The 18,390-nt window shown below is 61.0% G+C and carries 18 protein-coding genes and 4 tRNA genes; 11 read left to right on the top strand and 11 right to left on the bottom strand.

From position 1 onward, the window contains the following. Window positions 1–44: 44 nt before the first annotated feature. The gene (locus tag RGV59_RS25095; protein WP_017848227.1) at window positions 45–455 is read left to right on the top strand and encodes a hypothetical protein; all 411 of its coding nucleotides are present in this window, start codon (window positions 45–47) and stop codon (window positions 453–455) included. On the opposite strand, the gene RGV59_RS25090 is transcribed toward RGV59_RS25095, so the two are convergent. Beyond that, entirely contained in the window at window positions 452–613 is a 162-nt protein-coding gene (locus RGV59_RS25090; RefSeq protein ID WP_167331319.1) for a hypothetical protein, read from the bottom strand. The two genes, RGV59_RS25095 and RGV59_RS25090, sit on opposite strands and share 4 nt — an antisense overlap. Window positions 614–824: 211 nt before the next feature. Here RGV59_RS25090 and RGV59_RS25085 point away from each other — a divergent pair, with 211 nt between their 5' ends. Continuing rightward, on the top strand, window positions 825–1,487 hold the full coding sequence (locus RGV59_RS25085) for a C39 family peptidase (protein ID WP_046382837.1): 663 nt from the start codon (window positions 825–827) through the stop codon (window positions 1,485–1,487). A gap of 43 nt (window positions 1,488–1,530) precedes the next feature. Here RGV59_RS25085 and RGV59_RS25080 read toward each other — a convergent pair whose 3' ends face one another. The 5 genes from RGV59_RS25080 to RGV59_RS25060 all read right to left on the bottom strand — a co-directional run bounded on the left by RGV59_RS25080 (window position 1,531) and on the right by RGV59_RS25060 (window position 6,307). Next, the gene (locus RGV59_RS25080; RefSeq protein WP_046485620.1) at window positions 1,531–2,232 is read right to left on the bottom strand and encodes a VIT1/CCC1 transporter family protein; all 702 of its coding nucleotides are present in this window, start codon (window positions 2,230–2,232) and stop codon (window positions 1,531–1,533) included. Window positions 2,233–2,245: 13 nt separating this feature from the next. Then, a complete protein-coding gene (locus RGV59_RS25075; protein WP_017848223.1) occupies window positions 2,246–3,235 on the bottom strand; it encodes an FAD:protein FMN transferase in 990 nt (329 codons plus the stop codon). Beyond that, complete coding sequence (locus tag RGV59_RS25070; protein ID WP_126585757.1) at window positions 3,225–5,405, bottom strand: PepSY domain-containing protein; 2,181 nt, start codon at window positions 5,403–5,405, stop codon at window positions 3,225–3,227. The genes RGV59_RS25075 and RGV59_RS25070 overlap by 11 nt, the downstream gene beginning before the upstream one ends. A 25-nt stretch (window positions 5,406–5,430) precedes the next feature. Then, complete coding sequence (locus RGV59_RS25065; protein ID WP_017848221.1) at window positions 5,431–5,901, bottom strand: DUF2271 domain-containing protein; 471 nt, start codon at window positions 5,899–5,901, stop codon at window positions 5,431–5,433. Window positions 5,902–5,983: 82 nt separating this feature from the next. Further along, window positions 5,984–6,307: a PepSY domain-containing protein gene (locus RGV59_RS25060; RefSeq protein WP_017848220.1), complete on the bottom strand. Its 324-nt coding sequence runs from the start codon at window positions 6,305–6,307 to the stop codon at window positions 5,984–5,986. Between the two features lie 131 nt (window positions 6,308–6,438). On the opposite strand from RGV59_RS25060, the gene RGV59_RS25055 reads away from it, so the two are divergent. Continuing rightward, window positions 6,439–7,098 carry a response regulator transcription factor gene (locus RGV59_RS25055; protein WP_017848219.1) on the top strand — a complete coding sequence of 220 codons (660 nt, stop codon included), beginning with the start codon at window positions 6,439–6,441 and terminating at the stop codon, window positions 7,096–7,098. Further along, window positions 7,095–8,429 carry a sensor histidine kinase gene (locus tag RGV59_RS25050; protein ID WP_102617272.1) on the top strand — a complete coding sequence of 445 codons (1,335 nt, stop codon included), beginning with the start codon at window positions 7,095–7,097 and terminating at the stop codon, window positions 8,427–8,429. Before RGV59_RS25055 ends, RGV59_RS25050 begins: the two co-directional genes overlap by 4 nt. 30 nt (window positions 8,430–8,459) lie before the next feature. Here RGV59_RS25050 and RGV59_RS25045 read toward each other — a convergent pair whose 3' ends face one another. The 5 genes from RGV59_RS25045 to folD form a co-directional block, all read right to left on the bottom strand. Then, entirely contained in the window at window positions 8,460–10,547 is a 2,088-nt protein-coding gene (locus RGV59_RS25045) for a TonB-dependent receptor (protein WP_126585756.1), read from the bottom strand. 95 nt (window positions 10,548–10,642) lie between these two features. Next, complete coding sequence (locus RGV59_RS25040; RefSeq protein WP_126585755.1) at window positions 10,643–11,032, bottom strand: DUF2946 domain-containing protein; 390 nt, start codon at window positions 11,030–11,032, stop codon at window positions 10,643–10,645. A 211-nt stretch (window positions 11,033–11,243) separates the two neighbouring features. Further along, window positions 11,244–12,167, bottom strand: a complete 924-nt coding sequence (gene pbpG, locus RGV59_RS25035; RefSeq protein ID WP_017848215.1) for a D-alanyl-D-alanine endopeptidase — start codon at window positions 12,165–12,167, stop codon at window positions 11,244–11,246. A 333-nt stretch (window positions 12,168–12,500) separates the two neighbouring features. Further along, entirely contained in the window at window positions 12,501–12,785 is a 285-nt protein-coding gene (locus RGV59_RS25030; protein WP_046382845.1) for a hypothetical protein, read from the bottom strand. A gap of 140 nt (window positions 12,786–12,925) precedes the next feature. After that, complete coding sequence (gene folD, locus RGV59_RS25025; RefSeq protein ID WP_017848149.1) at window positions 12,926–13,780, bottom strand: bifunctional methylenetetrahydrofolate dehydrogenase/methenyltetrahydrofolate cyclohydrolase FolD; 855 nt, start codon at window positions 13,778–13,780, stop codon at window positions 12,926–12,928. 275 nt (window positions 13,781–14,055) lie between these two features. Between folD and RGV59_RS25020 the strand changes: the two genes are divergently transcribed. The 7 genes from RGV59_RS25020 (at window position 14,056) to clpX (ending at window position 18,369) form a co-directional block, all read left to right on the top strand. Next, window positions 14,056–14,132, top strand: a tRNA-Arg gene (locus tag RGV59_RS25020). Between the two features lie 32 nt (window positions 14,133–14,164). After that, a tRNA-His gene (locus RGV59_RS25015) sits at window positions 14,165–14,240 on the top strand. Window positions 14,241–14,297: 57 nt separating this feature from the next. After that, window positions 14,298–14,382, top strand: a tRNA-Leu gene (locus RGV59_RS25010). 77 nt (window positions 14,383–14,459) lie between these two features. Then, window positions 14,460–14,535, top strand: a tRNA-His gene (locus tag RGV59_RS25005). Window positions 14,536–14,935: 400 nt separating this feature from the next. After that, window positions 14,936–16,246: a trigger factor gene (gene tig / locus RGV59_RS25000; protein ID WP_046382846.1), complete on the top strand. Its 1,311-nt coding sequence runs from the start codon at window positions 14,936–14,938 to the stop codon at window positions 16,244–16,246. A gap of 91 nt (window positions 16,247–16,337) precedes the next feature. Beyond that, window positions 16,338–16,973: an ATP-dependent Clp endopeptidase proteolytic subunit ClpP gene (clpP, locus tag RGV59_RS24995; protein ID WP_017848147.1), complete on the top strand. Its 636-nt coding sequence runs from the start codon at window positions 16,338–16,340 to the stop codon at window positions 16,971–16,973. A 112-nt stretch (window positions 16,974–17,085) separates the two neighbouring features. Next, window positions 17,086–18,369, top strand: coding sequence for an ATP-dependent Clp protease ATP-binding subunit ClpX (gene clpX / locus RGV59_RS24990; protein WP_017848146.1), 1,284 nt, complete (start codon window positions 17,086–17,088; stop codon window positions 18,367–18,369). The last annotated feature ends 21 nt before the right edge of the window (window positions 18,370–18,390 follow it).

Genomic DNA, 18,390 nt, shown 5'->3' with positions numbered 1-18,390 from the left:
CGGATGCGATGCGTCTTTTAACTGAAATTCTTTGGAGTTCTGCCATGTCACTCAAACCTTTATTGCTGATTCCCGCCTTGAGCGCTGTGTTGTTACTGTCGGCCTGCGCCGGCCCGATGCCCAAAGCCGACCCCAGCGAAGCCTGGATCGGATTGAAAGAAGAAGCGCCGAATGACCTGATGGCCGAGCGCGTCGACGGCAAACGCGTGGATGACGGGCGCTTTTTCGAAGTGCCGCCGGGAGCCCATCGTTTGGATGTGACGTTGTTCGAGGAAGAGCCGGGCGACGAAAACCAGCAGGACTGCCAGGGCCGCGTGGAGTACAAAGACTTCAAGGCGGGTGAGCACTACACCCTGATCGAATCCAGCCTGGGCACCACCGTGCGCGCATCGCTCCTGGATGGTCACGGTAAGGAAGTCGCGGCAACGCAGGACTTCAATTGCATGCCTGGCTAGGCGTGATGCACCGCCGTCTTGTGCGGCTTGGCGGATGCAGCCGGTTTGACGTGGGGGTGATGGTGCCGACGGGTAATGCGCAACACCCCCCACAACATGGCGGCAGCCACCGCGAGCCAACCGCAGATCAACAGGACAATCGTCGTTGCAAGGCTCATTCTGGCCTCCTTTCGCCCAGCAGGGCGCACACACAGTCTTCTCAATGGACAGTCTAGTCAGATGACGGTTGCCTGCTATTGACCAATGGTCGTGTCGATCCAACTTCTTTGCTCTATCCCGGGCGTTTTACTGCGGTTCAAGGCTATACCCGAGCGGAAGAGCGTCCTATGATCAGGGCCCTTACCGGCAGTTGATCAAGAGGGTAGAAAATTGCGGTTACGGTCCAACGTTACAACCTCCTTGCTGCTGGCCTGCACCCTGGGGCTCGCGGCCTGTTCCGGGCAGCCGTCGAAACTGCCGGGCCTGCCGGAGCGTGTCGAGCTCAATGGCGTGCCGACGTTTCGCAGCGACGCTTATCAAAGCGGTCCCACGGCGTTAGCCAGCATGCTGTCGCAACAAGGCATTGTCATGACACCGGGGTTGCTGGATAAGCCGCTGCACTTGCCGGGCGACGAAGCGAACCTGGAGCGCAACATGCAGGTGCTGGCCCGTGAATACGGGTTGATGGTGTATCCGCTCGACGCCAAGCTCACCTCGGTGCTGGCGCAGGTGAGCGCGGGTTACCCGGTGATGGCGCGGATCGGCGGCGGCCTGTTGTCCAGCACGCACTACGTGGTCGTGGTGGGTTTCAACCAGCAGAAAAGCACGGTGCTGCTGCGCTCAGGCATGGATCGGCGGCTGTTGATGAGCTTCAGTGACTTTGAGTCGAAGTGGAGCAGCGCCGGTCACTGGGCAATCCTCACCCAGCGCCCGAGCCAGTTGCCGGCCAATGTGGACACGCAGCGCTGGCGCGAAGCGGCCAATGCCACCGCGCAGGCCGGGCAAGAGCAGGCTGCGGCGCAGGCACTCAAGGTATTGGCCGAAAGAAAGTAAGACACACCGCGCCCGCCACGTTGGAGCGCGGTGTGTTTTCGCGCTACACCACAGCGCCGAACAATGCCCCGACGCTGGCCGTAATGCCCATGGCCAGCACGCCCCACAGGGTTACGCGCCAGGCGCCGACGAAGACTTTCGCCCCGCCGGCCCTGGCCGCCACGGCGCCAAGGCTGGCAAGAAACAGCAGGGACATGCCGCAGATCCACGGCACCACGCTGTGCTCTGGCGCGATGAGCGTCACCGCCAGCGGCAACGCGGCACCGACCACGAAACTCGCCGCCGAGGCCAGCGCCGCTTGCAGCGGTTTGGCGGCGAGGGCTTCGCTGATGCCCAGCTCGTCCCGGGCGTGAGCCCCCAAGGCGTCGTGCGCCATCAATTGGTCGGCGACCTGATGAGCCAATTCGGGTGATACGCCACGCTGCATGTAGATGTTGGCAAGCTCGCTATGCTCCGCTTTCGGGTTACTCGCCAGTTCCGCTCGTTCCCGTGCCAGATCGGCGTGCTCGGTATCGGCCTGGGAATGCACCGAAACGTATTCGCCGGCCGCCATCGACATCGCCCCCGCCACCAGCCCGGCCATGCCGGTGACGATCAGCGAGGCGTGGCTGGCGTTGGCGGCGGCGACACCGATCAACAGGCTGGCGGTGGAGACGATGCCGTCATTGGCGCCCAGGACCGCGGCGCGCAGCCAGCCGATACGGTCACTGCGGTGGGATTCGGTGTGCCGGTGCATGAATTTCATCGGTGTGCGGGACTCACGTTCGTGGACGGGGTTGGGGCGGACGGCTTTCAATCTGCGCCTGCAGAATACCGCCGACAATCGATATTTCTTTGAGTTGTTCACCCTCGCGCAGCACGAACAGCGCGTCCATCCCGCGTGCCTGCGCCAGGCGTGGGCCTTCGATTTCGCCCAGCACCATCAACGCCGTGGCCCAGGCATCGGCGAGCATGCACGAGGCGGCCACCACCGTGACGGCGGCGACGGTATTGCACAGCGGGGCGCCGGTGGCCGGGTTCATGGTGTGAGCATAGTGTCGGTCTTTCACGTCAATCCAGTGTCGGTAGTCGCCGGAGGTGGCGATGGCGGCGTCGCTGAGTTCCATGACCCCCATCACTTCACGCTGGCCACGGCTTGGTTTTTCAATGGCCACGACCCACGGTTGAGCATCCGGCTTGACGCCGCGGGCACGCATTTCGCCATCGATGCCGACCAGGTAGCGGGTCAGCCCGAAGCCGTCCAGGCAGCGCGCCAGTTCGTCGACGCCAAAGCCTTTGGCGATCCCGTTGAGGTTGAGGTGCAGCGGCGCGCGTTTGCGCACTTGGTGGCGTTGCGTGTCCACCGTCAACGCCGCAGTGGCCGACAGACCGCTGCGTGACGGCAGGGCGTCGATGGTCTGTTCGGTGACTGAGGGTGCGCCGGGACCGAAGCCCCAGGCGTCCACCAGATCACCGACGGCGATGTCGAAAGCCCCGCCGGATTGCTGGCTGACCCGCAACGCGGCGGCCAACACCGTGGCCAGTTCCTGGGGCACCGGCAACCATGTTTGCTCGGGGCCGGCGTTGAGGCGGTTGAGGTCGGAATCGGCCTTCCAGGTGGACATCTGCTGGTCCACCCGGCCCACGGCCTGCGCCAGGCCGCGGTTGATCGCGTCGGTGTCGACGCCGGCCTCGGCATAGAACACGGCGGTATAGCGCGTGCCCATGGTCTCGCCGTTCAGGCTGTAGCGTTGGGGCTCAGTAGACATCTTCACGGTAGCGTCCTTGTGCTTTCAGGGCCAGCACACTCAGGTGGAGCGGGGCCAACACGTTATCCAGCGCTTGCATCACGCCTTTGGCCATCTCGCGGCTGCCGCACACCAGCACTTGGGCGCCGTTTTCGATCAGGGCGCGCAACGCCAGGGCATCGCCGAGCAACCGGTCTTGCACATAGCTGCGCTCCTGAACCCGGGAGAACGCCGCGCACAATGCGGTCAGGCGGCGGTCGGCCAGGTAACGCTTGAGCTCCGGTTCATAGAGAAAATCCGAAGCCGGGTTGCGTCCGCCCCAATACAGGTGCATCGGGTGTTTGGCGGTGTTATGACGAATAAAACCGGCCAGGGGCCCGATACCGGTGCCGGCACCGATCAGAATCACCGGGTGCGCGCCCGACGCCGGACGAAATTGCGGATTGGGCTGGATGAACGCTTCGACCGACCCGCCGATCTTCAGCTCATGCAGGAACCCCGAGCATAGGCCACCTTCGTGTTTGCGCACGCAGATTTCCAGCGTGCCGTCTTCAGAGGAACTGGCCAGCGAGTAAAAGCGCGGCACCGGGTTGTCCGGCGGCAAAATGCCGACCAGATCGCCGGCCTGGAAGCTCGGTAGCGCGCCTGGGGCCTTGAAGCGCAGGACGTGGGTCGGTGCGTTCACGGCTTCGCCATAGACGATGCGCTCGGTCAATTCCAGACGACGGCTGCGCGGGCGCTGCGCCGTGTGGATCAGCGGCAGCTCGTGGCCCAGTGGCGCCGCCAACGCATCGCCCCAGCGCGCAAATTCCTGCGAGGATTGACGGTTCACGGTTTCCAGCCCCAGCAATGGCGTGCCGCCGGCTTGTACCATCGCGTCCTGCACCTGATGGGCGTACTGACAGAATCGCGGAAACTGCCGGTCGCCAAACCCGAGTACCGCAAAGGGCAGGCCGGGTTTGAGGCCCACTTGCTGCAGCCGTGCCAGGAACTGCGCGGCCGAGGCCGGCGCATCGCCGTCGCCGTGGGTGGCGGTGAGGATGAACAGGCGCTGGGCAGCGCGGTACTCGCCCTTCCAATCGCTCATCGCGGCGCTGTGAACCCGGTGCCCGGCCCGGTGCAACGCCGCGTGCAAGGTATTGGCAAAACCCCAGGTGCTGTTGGTTTCACTGCCTACCAGAATCACGCTGTCGGCAGTGTGGGCCGGGCTGTTATGGCGAATCTTCGGCGCGGCCTTGCGGCGCCGCCACCACAGCAGGATGCCGGTCACGCTCATCAACGGCACGCTGAGGGCGCTAACCCCGAGGATCAAGCCCAGCCACCAGAGGCCTTCGCCGGTGTGCAATTGATAGATCAGTTGATACAGGTTGTGCATTGAATCGTGGGCCTGATACGACAACAGCGTGCCGCTGACCGGGTCCACGTAGCCGTCACCCTGGGCGGTGCGCAGGGAAAACACGTCCTCGGGGTTACCGGGGCTCGGGTAAACCAGTTCGCGCAGGTCGTTCAGATCGATGGCCTGCAAGGCTTGCAGGTTGGCCACCGGCTGCGCCGCGCCGACGCTGATATGCGCGGGGAAGGCCGGCTCAGCCTGACTGCCGTCGGCGATCAAACCGAAGGTCGTGGCGCACATGTACAGCCCAGTCAAGGCCGACAGCAGCAGCCCGAGCACGGCAAGGCGCCCGACTTCGGCGTGCCAGCGCTGGCTGAACGAGCCGCGCAGCGGCCGCAACAGGTTGCGCAGGCCACCCAGGCGGCGCGCCAGCAACAGCGCGCCGGACACGCAAAGCATCAACATGAAGAGTGCGCCGACGCCTGCGATCCCATGCCCGGTGGTACCCATGAACAGCGAGCGGTGCAGGTCTTTTACCCAGCGCGAAACGGCGGATGGCTCATAGGGCCCGAGGCCCTGGCCGGTCAGTGGATCGACGGTTTGCGCACCCGCCTGGCCGTCCTGGTTGTAGTAGATGATCACTGTTCCGGAGGCGCTGCGCTGGATCTGCTCCACCCCCGGAAAGTGGTTGGCGATGCGTCCCGCCAACTGGCCGACATTGAGCTGCCCAGTCGCGGTTGACGTGCCGTGCAGGCGTTCCAAAGCCGGATTGACGGACAGCACTGCGCCGCTGATGGCCAATATCATGACCAACAGGGCGGCGATCAGACCGGGCAGTGAATGGAACTGGCGAAGCATGTTCAGCCTCCAGAAGTCGCAGGTGTTACAGGTCGTAGGTAAAGGACTCGACATAAGTGCTGCCGCTGACCGGCTTGCCCGACCCGGCCGATGTCAGCGGGACACTGACGTCGGCGCGGCTGTCGCGCTTGTCTTCCACGGCGCTGTCGATACGGATCTGATACCCGGCGTCGATCAAGGTGTCGGCCAGTTCCACGCTGACGGTGAGGCTGCGGCCGCTGCCGACACTGGCGCCGCTGAGGCCGTCAAACTCGCTCGGCTTCATGGCGCTGCCACGCGCCCAGTCGCTCAGGTGCCGGTAGTACTTGGCCTTTTTGCCGGCGACCCAGAGGGTTTTCTGGTACTGGCCGTTGGCGTCGGTGACATAGATCGCCAGGTACGCGCCGTTGCCGCTGTAGTCCTTGAGTTGGGTGGTCAGGGTCACTTCGCGGGCCTGGGCCAGCCCCGGCAGGGCAATGGCGCCGGCGAGGCAGGTTGCAGCAATGATCTTTTTCATGATGATGTCCTGGTTGAACGTTATGGCGAGAGCCTGGACCTGCTGGCTGACAGCAACCTGAAAGCCGTGGAAAAACCGCTGATCATTCCGATCCAGGGCGGTTGAGGTAATCCCGGGCGTCGCCGTTGGCGCCAAAATGGATTTCCAGTTTGCGCAGACGAAGCGAGGCGGGTGCGTAGCTGGCTTCGATCGCATTGCCTTTGCGGTCGGTGCCCCTGAGTTCATAGCAGCCGTCGTCGACCTTGATGCGTTGCACGCTCCAGCCGTATTGCTGTTCCACTTGCTGGCGCAGGGTTTCGCGTGGTTGCCAGTCGCTGACCGGCTCGCTGCAGTCGTCGTCGGCCAAGGCGTTTGCGCCGAGCAGGACGCCCAGCAATGCGGTGCTGACAATAAAAGCTGATTTCATGATCTGTCTCCGGCCGGATTGGCATTTGCGGCTTACCCTAAAGAGCATTCCTGACAACCAGCTGAATCTTCAGATTCACGTCAGGTAAGCGCGGTAAGGTGCGGCACGACAACCACCACAGGAGGTGCCAGATGCGGGTTTTATTGGTCGAGGATGCACCCGGGCTGGGCGAGGCGGTGCGCGAACAGATTGCCGACGACGGCCATGCGGTCGATTGGGTGCAGCGCCTGGAGCATGCGAACAACAGCGTGCGCAGCACGCCGTATGACCTGATCCTGCTCGACCTGATGCTGCCCGACGGTCGCGGGCTGGACTTTCTGCGCCAGCAGCGTTCGGCCGGCAATGTGACCCCGGTGATCATCCTCACCGCCCAGGACCAGATATCCGATCGTATCGCCGGCCTCAACGCCGGGGCCGACGATTACCTGGTCAAACCGTTTGACCTGTTCGAGCTGTCGGCCCGGGTGGCCGCCGTGGCCCGCCGTTACAGCGGCAACCCCAACCCGCAGATCAAACTCGGCGAGTTGCAGATCGATATGAACGCGCGCACCGTGCAGCGTGCCGGCATCACCGTCGACCTGACGGCGCGCGAATGGGCGCTGTTCGAGGCGTTCGTGCAGCGCCCCACGGCGTTGTTGTCGAAGTCGCAGCTCGAAGAGCGCCTGTACGCCTTCGGTGCGGAAATCGAGAGCAACACCATCGAGGTCTATATCAGCCGCCTGCGCAAAAAACTCGGGCGCGACCTGCTGGAAACCGTGCGTGGCATGGGTTATCGGTTGATGGCCGGATGAAGTCGCCGATCAGCCTGCAAAAGCGCCTCGGCCTCGGGTTGACCCTGGGCATGACCTTGCTCTGGCTGGGGGCGACTGTCGGCGCCTGGCTGATGGTGCAACACGAATTGAACGAGGCGTTCGACAGCGCCCTGGAAGAGACCGCGCAACGCATCCTGCCCCTGGCCGTGCTGGAAATCAGCAACCGCGAAGAGCCGCGCACTGCCCAGCACGTCGCCACCCTGAAGATGCACAAGGAATACCTGACGTACCTGGTGCGCGATGCCCAGGGCCAGATTCTGATGCAGTCCCATGACGCCAACCCGAAGATCTTCAGCGAACACCCGAGCGAAGGGTTTTCCACCACCCGAAAATACCGGCTGTATGGTGCGAGTGCGCTGCGCGATACGCTGTTCATTGAGATCGCCGAGCCGCTGGGGCATCGCCGTGAGGCGGCACGGGAAGCCTTGTTGGCCCTGTTGATGCCGTTATTGGCGCTGATCCCCATCAGCCTGTTGGGCACATGGTTGTTTGTGCGCTTCAGCCTGCGCAGCGTATTGGCTTATCGCCGTGCCGTGGAAGCCCGTGGTGTGGGGGATTTGTCGCCGATCAGCGTGGCACGGCTGCCGGCTGAAATCGACCCGTTGGCCGACGCGGTCAACCACCTGCTGGAGCGCTTGCGCAAGGCCTTGGAGGCCGAGCGCAGCTTCACCGCCAACAGCGCCCACGAGTTGCGCACACCATTGGCGGCGACGCTGGCGCAGATCCAGCGTTTGCGCCAGGAAGCGCCGGAAGGCCCGTTGCGCGTGCGTGCGGCGAAGATCGAACACGCCTTGCGCGAACTGGCGCGGCTTTCGGAAAAACTCATGCAACTGGCCAAGGCCGAGGGCGGCGGGCTGTTGTCCGAGGCGCCCCAGGACCTGATTCCCTTACTGGCCCATGGGGTCGATGAGTGGAACCGCAGCAGTGGGCAGCGCATCCGCTTGCAACTGCCGAGCGAGGGCAGCGTGTATTGCGCGATCGACCCGGACGCGTTTGGCATCCTGCTGCGCAACTTGATCGAGAATGCGTTGAAGTACGGCGCGGCGGATCAACCGGTCGACGTCAGCCTCACGGACGATGCGTTGCTGCGGGTGGTCAACGGCGGACCGGCCGTGCCGGCGCCGGTGTTGCAGCGCCTGACCGAACGCTTCGTGCGCGGCAGCAGCGAAGCCAGCGGCAGCGGGTTGGGCCTGGCGATTGCCAAGACCATCGTCCATGGGGTCAAGGCGCACATGACCCTGGCGTCGCCGGCGACAGGCCGGGACGACGGGTTTGAAGTGAACGTTCAGTTTTTGCGCTTGCCGGCCTGAACGTTCATCGCGCCCCGGCGGCGCTGCCGATCAGAAGTCGACGGTGACGCCGGTGTACAGCGCGCGCCCGTCGCCGGGTGAGTGCAGCGAGGCCTGGGCGCCGTCCGGGTCATACCAGACGTATTCGTAGTAGCGGTTGGTGAGGTTTTTCAACTGCAGGTCGACACTGACCGATTCGGTCACCTGGTAAGTCGCGCCGAGGTTCATCAAGACGTAGCCGCCGTAAGTGCCCTTGGTGTTCTCGCGTTCCAGGTAGTAATTCGTCTGGCCGTTCATCCACGCCGTCAACTGCAGGGCCCGCGTGGCCTTGTAGCTGACGCCGGCGTTGTACAGGTGATGCGGGATGTGGTCGATTTCCTGGCCTTTGCTGTTGGGCAAGGTCGCGCTGGGCTGGAGGATTTTCGAGTACTGCCAGGAGTAGGCCATCCAGATTTCGGTGCGTTCGTCCGGGTGCAGATTGACTTGCGCGTCGTAACCCCAGCGCCGGGTTTCGCCGACGTTGTCCGACTCGCCACTCGGGTCGTTGAGGCGGCGACTGACTTCACCGCTGGCTTCTTGCTGCCAATAGGCGATGCGGCCGTCGATCCAGTCCGCCGGGGTGAACTTGACCCCGGTTTCCCAGCCGTCGTTGATCGACGGCGCCAGGTTGGTATCCCGCGGTGGAATCTTATAGGCCGCCGCGCCGGTGCCAACCTGGAAGGTCCGCCCCCAGTTGGCATAGATGCTGGCCACGTCCCACGGTGAATACACCACGCTGAGCTTGGGTTGTTTGATCAGCCCATAGTCGTTGATGTCGTAGTCCATGCCGGTCATTTCGTTGGTGAAGTCGCCCTGGATCTTATCGACGCGATACGCCGGGACGATTTTCAGCGACTCGAACGGCTTGATCTCGGCCTGGACATAGGCGCCGTAGGTGTCGAAGTCGAATCGCTGGTCGCGGGTTTGGGCCAGGCGCAGGCGGTCCTTGGTGCGGTAGCGCTCGCTCTTGTTCTGCTGCTGCTGCATGTCCGCGCCGCCTTCCAGGGCGAAGTCGTACAGCCAGCTGACTTGCGGGCGCCAGGTCAGGGAGGTGAGGGCGCCGTACTGGGTTTCGTAGGCGTCGCGCTCCTGCTGGGCGCTGGTGCGCCAGTATTGCGTCCAGCGCCGGTCGTCGAAGGTGTTGACGTAGGTTTTTGCCGACCAGGCCAGCGTCTCGGCCAGGTCGGTGTCGAAGTGCAGGCTGACCTGGTTCATCCGCCGCGTGCCTTTGTCGGTGGCGTTGTAGCTGTTGGTCATGGTCGGGTGCTGGTGGGCGTCCTCTTCACTCAAGTAGCCGGGTTCCTGCGCCTCGGTTTCGTAGTGACGGGCGATCAGGCCGATGCGGTAGCTGTTGTCGTCCGGGGTGTAGAACCATTTGCCGGACATGGAAAACTTGTCCGCCTCGGCGTGATCGCGGTAACCGTCGGATTTCTGGTAGGCGAAGAAGTAGTTCTGCGTCCAGTTGCTGCCTTCGATGCCTTTGGCCAGCTGGGTTTCCTGGGTGTTGTAACTGCCGTAGCGCACCCGCGCCTTGGTGTAGTCGCCGCCGGTGCGGGTCAGCATATTGACGTTGCCGGCGATGTTGTTCAGGCCGTAGCGCGCATCGCTGGTGCCGCGCACCACTTCGATGCTGTCCAGCTCCATGGGGAAAATCATGTCCATGAACGGCATGTTGCCGTCGTTGCTGTTGCTCGGGATGCCGTCGATCAGCAACTTCACTGCGTTGACTTCGCCTTCGCCGTTGAAGCCGCGAAAGGAAATCTTGCCGGAGGTGGTGCCTTGGTTGAACTCGGTGAGGATCACCCCCGGCGCGCGACTGAACAGTTCCCAGCTGTAGTTGACCGGCATTTTTTCGAGGATGTCGGCGCCGAGAATGTCCACCGAGCTGAGCACGCTGCTGGTGCTCAGCGGGCCGCTGCTGGCGCTGGCGCCCTGGACCGTGACGGTGCCGAGGGTGAGGGTGGAGTCTTCGGTTTTACCGGTTTCGGCCAGTGCCGAGGACAGCGGGTTGAGGGCGAACAGGCTGATGGACAGCAAGGGCCATAGCGGGCGGGACACAGAGACACGCTTTGCGCGAGGCAAAGTCATTCGAGCAGGCATAACGCACCATTCCTGATGATCAAGACACTTCGAGGACGCCCAGGCGGGCGGCTGACAAGCAGATCGCGCCGCCTATGGGGCGGCGCGGGTGTCGATCAAACGGTAGGGGAGGCGCGCGGGCTCAGGCTCGGCCAGCGGATTCTGGGGTGCAGCGTCGGCAACTCGGGGTTGTCGAGGGTGGTGTCGGGGGCGTATCGCGGTAGGAAATGTCTGTAGTAGTCGGACGGCAGCGCCGCCAGTCCGGCATGACCGCAGCAGCAATCGCTGTGTTTCATGGCGGTTTTCGACGGCGCCGACTGGAGCGGGTCGATCAGCTTGCTCAAGTTGGGAGGCAGCGCTTGCGAGGCGCCCCCCGAGCAGAATCCGCCCCACATCAACAGTCCCATGTCCGGCGTCTGCATGGCGCGGCTGAGCGGCATGGCCAGCATGTTCAGCACGATGGCCAGGCAGGCTAGCCAGGGACTGATGCGTTTGAGACGAGCCATGAACGAAGTCGACTGAAAGGGGTGAACATTTAGCGGCAGTTCAGGCGCAAAGTAAAAGCCTGTCTGTGCGCTATTTTGCCGCAGATCGTGGGCGTGATCTGCAGTCCCGGGTAGCGATGCAACGGTCTGTTTTTACGTGGCTTATGCCGAAAAAAAATGCCCCGAGCATGTCGGGGCATTGGTCAGGCGGGCTGTTTTGGGGTTGCGCCGATCAGCGACGAACCTCTGTCGCGTTCGGGCGGTTCTTCAGGTTCTTGTCGGCCTTGTAGCGCAACGCAACGTCCGGCACCGAACCGCTCTTGCCGGTCTCGACCCAGTTGCGGATACGGCTGGCGTCGGCGAAGTGGGTGAACTTGCCGAAGGCGTCGAGGATCACCAGCGACACCGGGCGGTTGCCCATGCTGGTCACCAGCACCAGGCAGTGACCGGCCTGGTTGGTGAAGCCGGTCTTGGTCAGCTTGATGTCCCAGTTGGCGCGGTTGATCAGGTGGTCGGTGTTGGAGAAACCCAAGGTGTAGTTGGGCTTGCGGAACGCCACGGTCTTTTCCTTGGTGGTGCTCAATTGGCTCAGCATCGGGAATTTGCGCGCGTAGGCCAGCAGCTTGCTCAGGTCCCTGGCGGTCGACACGTTATGGATGGACAGGCCGGTAGGTTCGACGTAATGGGTGCTGGTCATGCCCAGCGCCTTGGCCTTGGCGTTCATCGCCGCAATGAAGGCTGCGTAGCCGCCCGGGTAGTGGTGAGCCAGGCTCGCGGCGGCGCGGTTTTCCGAGGACATCAGGGCGATCAGCAACATCTCCTTGCGCGGCATTTGGCTGCCGATTTTCACGCGGGAGAACACGCCTTTCATTTCCGGCGTGTCGGTGATGTTGATGTCGATGTACTCGTCCATGTTCTGCTTGGCTTCCAGCACGATCAGCCCGGTCATGAGCTTGCTCACGGAAGCGATCGGCACCACCACGTCCGGGTTGCTGGAATAGATGACTTTGTTGGTTTGCAGATCGACCAGCATGGCGCTGCCGGAAGCGATTTGCAGTTTTGAGGTGTCACGCGGGGCCAGGGTGGTTTCGGCGGCGTGCGCAAAGGTGCCGGTGAAAGCAAATAAAAGGCTGACGAGAGAGAGACGAATTTTCACGCGGATGAACTCGCTAAAAAAAGTAAGAAATACCGTTCTGCAACGGGCTTTATGAAAAATGACGTTACATTTTAGGAGTATGGATCAGAAAACGATAGAGAGCCTTTAAATAAAGGCTGTAAGACGATGATTGGTTAGGCTTGTAGCCCATCGCGGGCAAAAAAAGGCCCGCTATGAGGGCGGGTCTAATGGGGATTTTCAAAGGAGTAGAGGTAAGTTGCGCCCGATCCTGTCGATGGCGGGTGAAAAGGATGTCGAAGAAACGCGAAACCGGGTGCTGCGCCTGGGTGAACGAGCCGGATGTTCGGGTGCGTGTTCTATTGGGCAAACCCGTCAGCGTCGGCAGTTCAAGGCGGCTACCTGCATTTTGCCAGCGTCCCCCACATTGACGATGCTCAGGCTGTCAGCGCCAGCCTCGGCGGCTTTATTGAATGCGGTGTTCAGAGCGTCGCCGTTGGATGAGCCCTGCACCGTGAAGGCTTTGACGACGTGGCAAGCGTGGGCGGATGAGGCCGTGACGAGGTTGACCTGTTTGCCCGCTTCAGTCAGTTGGGTGGTGCAAGCGGGGATCAATACCGCGATGAGGATCAGCAGAGGGGCGGCATGTAGGTTGCGCATGGCTAAGCACTCCTGGGGTTCCTGCGGCATCTGGCGGGTGCCGAAGATGTCAGCCGCGGATGCACGATAGCAGAGCGTGAGGTTCATCAGAAACCAAAAGCCCTGCGACAAGGCAGGGCTCTTTTCAGCGCGGCTGTCGATCAGCCGTGCAGGGTTTCCGCTGCATACAGCGTGTTTTCCAGCAGGCACGCACGGGTCATCGGGCCAACGCCACCCGGTACCGGGGTGATCCAGCCGGCACGGGGCAGGGCGGTTTCGTACACCACGTCGCCGACCAGCTTGCCGTCTGCCTGACGGTTGATGCCGACGTCGATGACGATCGCGCCTTCCTTGATCCACTCACCTTTGACCAGGCCCGGCTTGCCGGCAGCCACTACCACCAGGTCGGCGCGGCCGACGTGACCGGCGAGGTCCTTGGTGAAGCGGTGGGTCACGGTCACGGTGCAGCCGGCGAGCAGCAGTTCCATGGCCATCGGGCGCCCGACGATATTGGAGGCGCCGACGATCACGGCGTCGAGGCCGTAAAGGTTGACGCCGGTGCTTTCCAGCAGGGTCATGATGCCTTTGGGCGTGCATGGGCGCAGCAGCGGGATGCGCTGGGCCAGGCGGCCGACGTTATACGGGTGGAAGCCGTCGACGTCTTTGTCCGGGCGGATGCGTTCGAGCAACTGGGAGGCGTCCAGATGCGCGGGCAATGGCAGTTGCACCAGGATGCCGTCGATGTTCGGGTCATCGTTGAGGCCGTCGATCAGATCGGTAAGGGCCTGCTGGGTGGTCTCGGAAGGCAGGTCGTAGGCCTTGGAAATAAAGCCGACCTCTTCACAGTCCTTACGCTTGTGCGAGACATAAACCTGAGACGCAGGATCGCTGCCGACCAGGATCACCGCGAGGCCAGGCGTGCGCAGGCCTTGCTGGCTACGCTCGGTGACGCGTTTGGCGATCTGCTGGCGCAGGCTGGCGGCGATTGATTTGCCGTCGATAAGTTGTGCAGTCATTACGCGTGATTAACCATCGAGAGGGGGAAGAAAAGTGCGCGCATTCTCGCATGCCAAGACGTGGGGGCAAAGGCGCTTGGTCTGCAAATTGGCCTAACCCCTTAAATAAAATGAATTTTTTTCAAAAAAGATTTGACGGCTTTCCGGCGCGTCTATACTATTCGTCGCACTTGTCGGGCACAGCCTAGCACTGGTTAAGAAGGTCTAGCAGGATTGTTGTTCTGCAAGGCTGGAAGCACTTAGTTTGTAATCCTCCAAGAGTACAGATTAATCAGGCGCCCGTAGCTCAGCTGGATAGAGCATCCGCCTTCTAAGCGGATGGTCGCAGGTTCGAGTCCTGCCGGGTGCGCCATTAGGCAGCTTTGGCACAAGTAGCGTTAGATGGTGGGCGTAGCTCAGTTGGTAGAGCACGGGATTGTGACTCCCGTTGTCGAGGGTTCGATCCCCTTCGTCCACCCCATATTTTGAAAAGGCGCCAGATTAATCATCTGGCGCCTTTGCTTTAAGAGCTTCAAGCGCGGATGTGGTGGAATTGGTAGACACACTGGATTTAGGTTCCAGCGCCGCGAGGCGTAAGAGTTCGAGTCTCTTCATCCGCACCAATTAAAGCTTTGCCCGGCCGGAAGGCGGGGTCAGGCTCGACAAAGAAGTGGTTTGGTTTCTTTGTTAACGCAATATGGTGGGCGTAGCTCAGTTGGTAGAGCACGGGATTGTGACTCCCGTTGTCGAGGGTTCGATCCCCTTCGTCCACCCCATATTCGAAAGGCGCCAGATTTAACAGTCTGGCGCCTTTTTTGTTTTAGTGGTTCGAGTATTCCGCGGCTGCAGGTTCTGGGTCGCAAGGCAGGGCGTTTCGTCGTATTTATGTGTCTCGATGATGCCGCGCTGCCTGCCGGTCCTGTTCGCAGGGGCGGCCGTCAGGGAGATGATTGGCGACTTCTTCTATATATAGAAGGGTCGGCGCAGAGCCCTGGCGCGATTGGCTGTATTTGTCACCGGGGCGAGGCGCAACAGTGTCTTCGTACCGATAAATTGCCTGCTGTTTTTTTACCCGTTTCCAGTAGGGTGACTTCTTGAGTTTGACCCACTAGAATGCATGCCCTTGATTCTGGGGTCGGAAACGGCCGGCTAACGTCTGTGCAACGAGGAATATCCATGCAAGTTTCTGTTGAAAATACTACTGCTCTCGAGCGCCGCCTGAGCATCACCGTGCCGGCAGAGCGCATCGAGACTGCGGTCAACAAGCGTCTGCAGCAGACTGCCCAAAAGGCCAAGATCGCTGGCTTCCGTCCAGGCAAAGTGCCAATGAGCGAAATCAAGCGCCGTTTTGGTGCTGATGCGCGTCAGGAAGCGGTAGGCGACGTGATCCAGGCGTCGTTCTACGAAGCGGTTGTCGAGCAAAAGCTGAACCCGGCTGGTTCGCCTTCGATCGAGCCTAAGTCCCTGGAAGCGGGCAAGGACCTGGAATACGTTGCTGTATTCGAAGTGTTCCCAGAGTTCGAAGTTGCCGGCTTCGACGGTATCGCGATCGAGCGCCTGAGCGCCGAAGTGGCTGATGCCGACCTGGACAACATGCTGGAAATCCTGCGCAAGCAGAACACCCGTTTCGAAGTGGCCGAACGTGCTGCCCAGAACGAAGACCAGCTGAACATCGATTTCGTGGGCAAGGTTGACGGCGAAGCATTCGCTGGCGGCTCCGCCAAGGGTACTCAGCTGGTGCTGGGTTCCAACCGCATGATCCCGGGTTTCGAAGACGGCCTGGTTGGCGCAAAAGCGGGCGAAGAACGCGTTCTGAACCTGACTTTCCCGGCTGACTACCAGAACCTGGACCTGGCCGGCAAAGCCGCCGAGTTCACCGTGACGGTCAACAGCGTGTCCGAGCCTAAGCTGCCAGAGCTGAACGAAGAGTTCTTCGCTCAATTCGGCATCAAGGAAACCGGCATCGACGGCTTCCGCACCGAAGTTCGCAAGAACATGCAGCGCGAGCTGCGTCAGGCCATCAAGTCCAAGGTCAAGAACCAGGTCATGGACGGTCTGCTGACCGCCAACCCGATCGAAGTGCCTAAGGCTTTGCTGTCCAACGAAGTGGATCGTCTGCGCGTACAAGCCGTTCAGCAGTTTGGTGGCAACATCAAACCTGACCAACTGCCGGCCGAGCTGTTCGAAGAGCAAGCCAAGCGCCGCGTCGTGCTGGGCCTGATCGTGGCTGAAGTGGTCAAGCAGTTCGACCTCAAGCCTGACGAAGACCGCGTTCGTGAAATGATCCAGGAAATGGCTTCGGCCTACCAGGAGCCTGAGCAGGTTGTGGCTTGGTACTACAAGAACGACCAGCAGCTGAACGAAGTACGTTCGGTTGTGCTGGAAGAACAAGTTGTGGATACTGTTCTGCAGAAGGCTAAGGTGACCGATAAAGCGGTCTCTTACGAAGAAGCAGTCAAGCCGGCGGAAGCAGCACAAGCCGACTGATTGTCCAACTCGTTTGAAATACAACCATAAGCCAGCCTCGCGCTGGCTTATGCGTTTTCAAGACATGACTATTTGGGAGTAACTGCAGAGCATGTTCCGTAATTCCTATATTCAGCAGAACTCTGATATCCAGGCCGCAGGCGGCCTGGTCCCGATGGTTGTCGAGCAGTCCGCTCGTGGCGAACGCGCCTACGACATCTACTCGCGCCTGCTCAAGGAGCGAGTGATCTTTTTGGTGGGGCCGGTAGAGGACTACATGGCCAACCTGATTTGTGCGCAACTGCTGTTCCTTGAAGCGGAAAACCCGGACAAGGACATCCATCTTTACATTAACTCGCCGGGCGGTTCGGTGACCGCGGGCATGTCGATCTACGACACCATGCAGTTCATCAAGCCAAACGTGTCGACCACCTGCATTGGTCAAGCCTGCAGCATGGGTGCTTTCCTGCTGACCGCAGGTGCCGAAGGCAAGCGTTACTGCCTGCCGAACTCGCGCGTGATGATTCACCAGCCACTGGGCGGTTTCCAGGGCCAGGCATCGGACATCGAAATCCATGCCAAGGAAATCCTCTTTATTCGTGAGCGTCTTAACACGCTGATGGCCAAGCACAGCGGGCACACCTTGGAAGAAATCGAGCGTGATACCAACCGTGACAATTTCATGAGCGCCGAAGCCGCGCGTGATTACGGGTTGATCGACGCAGTGATTGACAAGCGCCCCGCTTAATATAAGCAGCTCAAAATAGGCCAGGTCGGCAAGTCCGATCACCTGCGGGCTTGAAAAAGCCCGCATAAGCCTTCATCTTGTGTTGCAAGCCTATCGGATTTGGATCGAACGAATGACTGACACCCGCAACGGCGAGGACAACGGCAAGCTGCTCTATTGCTCCTTCTGTGGCAAAAGCCAGCATGAAGTACGCAAATTGATTGCCGGCCCCTCGGTCTTTATCTGCGACGAGTGCGTCGACCTGTGCAATGACATCATCCGTGAGGAGGTGCAGGAAGCCCAGGCCGAAAGCAGCGCGCATAAATTGCCTTCGCCTAAAGAAATCAGCGGCATCCTTGATCAGTACGTGATTGGTCAAGAGCGTGCAAAAAAGGTTCTGGCCGTAGCGGTGTACAACCACTACAAGCGTTTGAACCAGCGTGACAAGAAAAACGACGAAGTCGAGCTCGGCAAGAGCAACATCTTGCTGATCGGTCCTACAGGCTCGGGTAAAACCCTGCTTGCGGAAACCCTCGCTCGCCTGCTGAACGTTCCGTTCACCATCGCCGACGCCACCACCCTCACCGAGGCTGGCTACGTGGGTGAGGACGTCGAGAACATCATTCAGAAGTTGCTGCAGAAGTGCGACTACGACGTAGAGAAGGCCCAGATGGGTATCGTCTACATCGACGAAATCGATAAGATTTCGCGCAAGTCCGACAACCCGTCGATCACTCGGGATGTTTCCGGTGAAGGCGTGCAGCAAGCCTTGTTGAAACTGATCGAAGGCACGGTTGCTTCCGTACCGCCACAAGGCGGCCGCAAGCATCCACAGCAGGAATTCCTTCAGGTTGATACGCGCAATATCCTGTTCATCTGCGGCGGTGCGTTCTCCGGTCTGGAAAAGGTTATTCAAAACCGTTCCACCCGTGGCGGCATCGGCTTCAGTGCGGAAGTGCGCAGCAAGGAAGAAGGCAAGAAGGTGGGCGAGTCCCTGCGTGAAGTCGAACCTGACGATCTGGTCAAGTTTGGTCTGATCCCGGAATTCGTTGGTCGTCTGCCGGTCCTGGCGACATTGGACGAGCTGGATGAGGCTGCTCTGATTCAGATCCTCACCGAGCCGAAAAACGCCCTGACCAAACAATATGCCAAGCTGTTCGAAATGGAAGGCGTAGACCTCGAGTTCCGTACCGACGCACTCAAATCAGTGGCCAAACGGGCACTGGAGCGCAAAACCGGTGCGCGTGGCCTGCGTTCGATCCTCGAAGGCGTATTGCTCGACACCATGTACGAAATCCCCTCGCAGTCCGAGGTGAGCAAAGTGGTGATCGACGAAAGTGTTATCGAAGGCAAGTCCAAGCCACTGTATATCTATGAAAACAGTGAGCCGGCTGCCAAGGCTGCGCCAGACGCGTAAGCGTCCGGCTGCTGCATAACA

The organism is Pseudomonas sp. FG1 (assembly GCF_034313875.1).
Taxonomy (GTDB): domain Bacteria; phylum Pseudomonadota; class Gammaproteobacteria; order Pseudomonadales; family Pseudomonadaceae; genus Aquipseudomonas; species Aquipseudomonas veronii.
The sequence above is the reverse complement of the archived record's forward strand: the minus strand, read 5'-3'. Positions and strand labels throughout refer to the sequence as shown.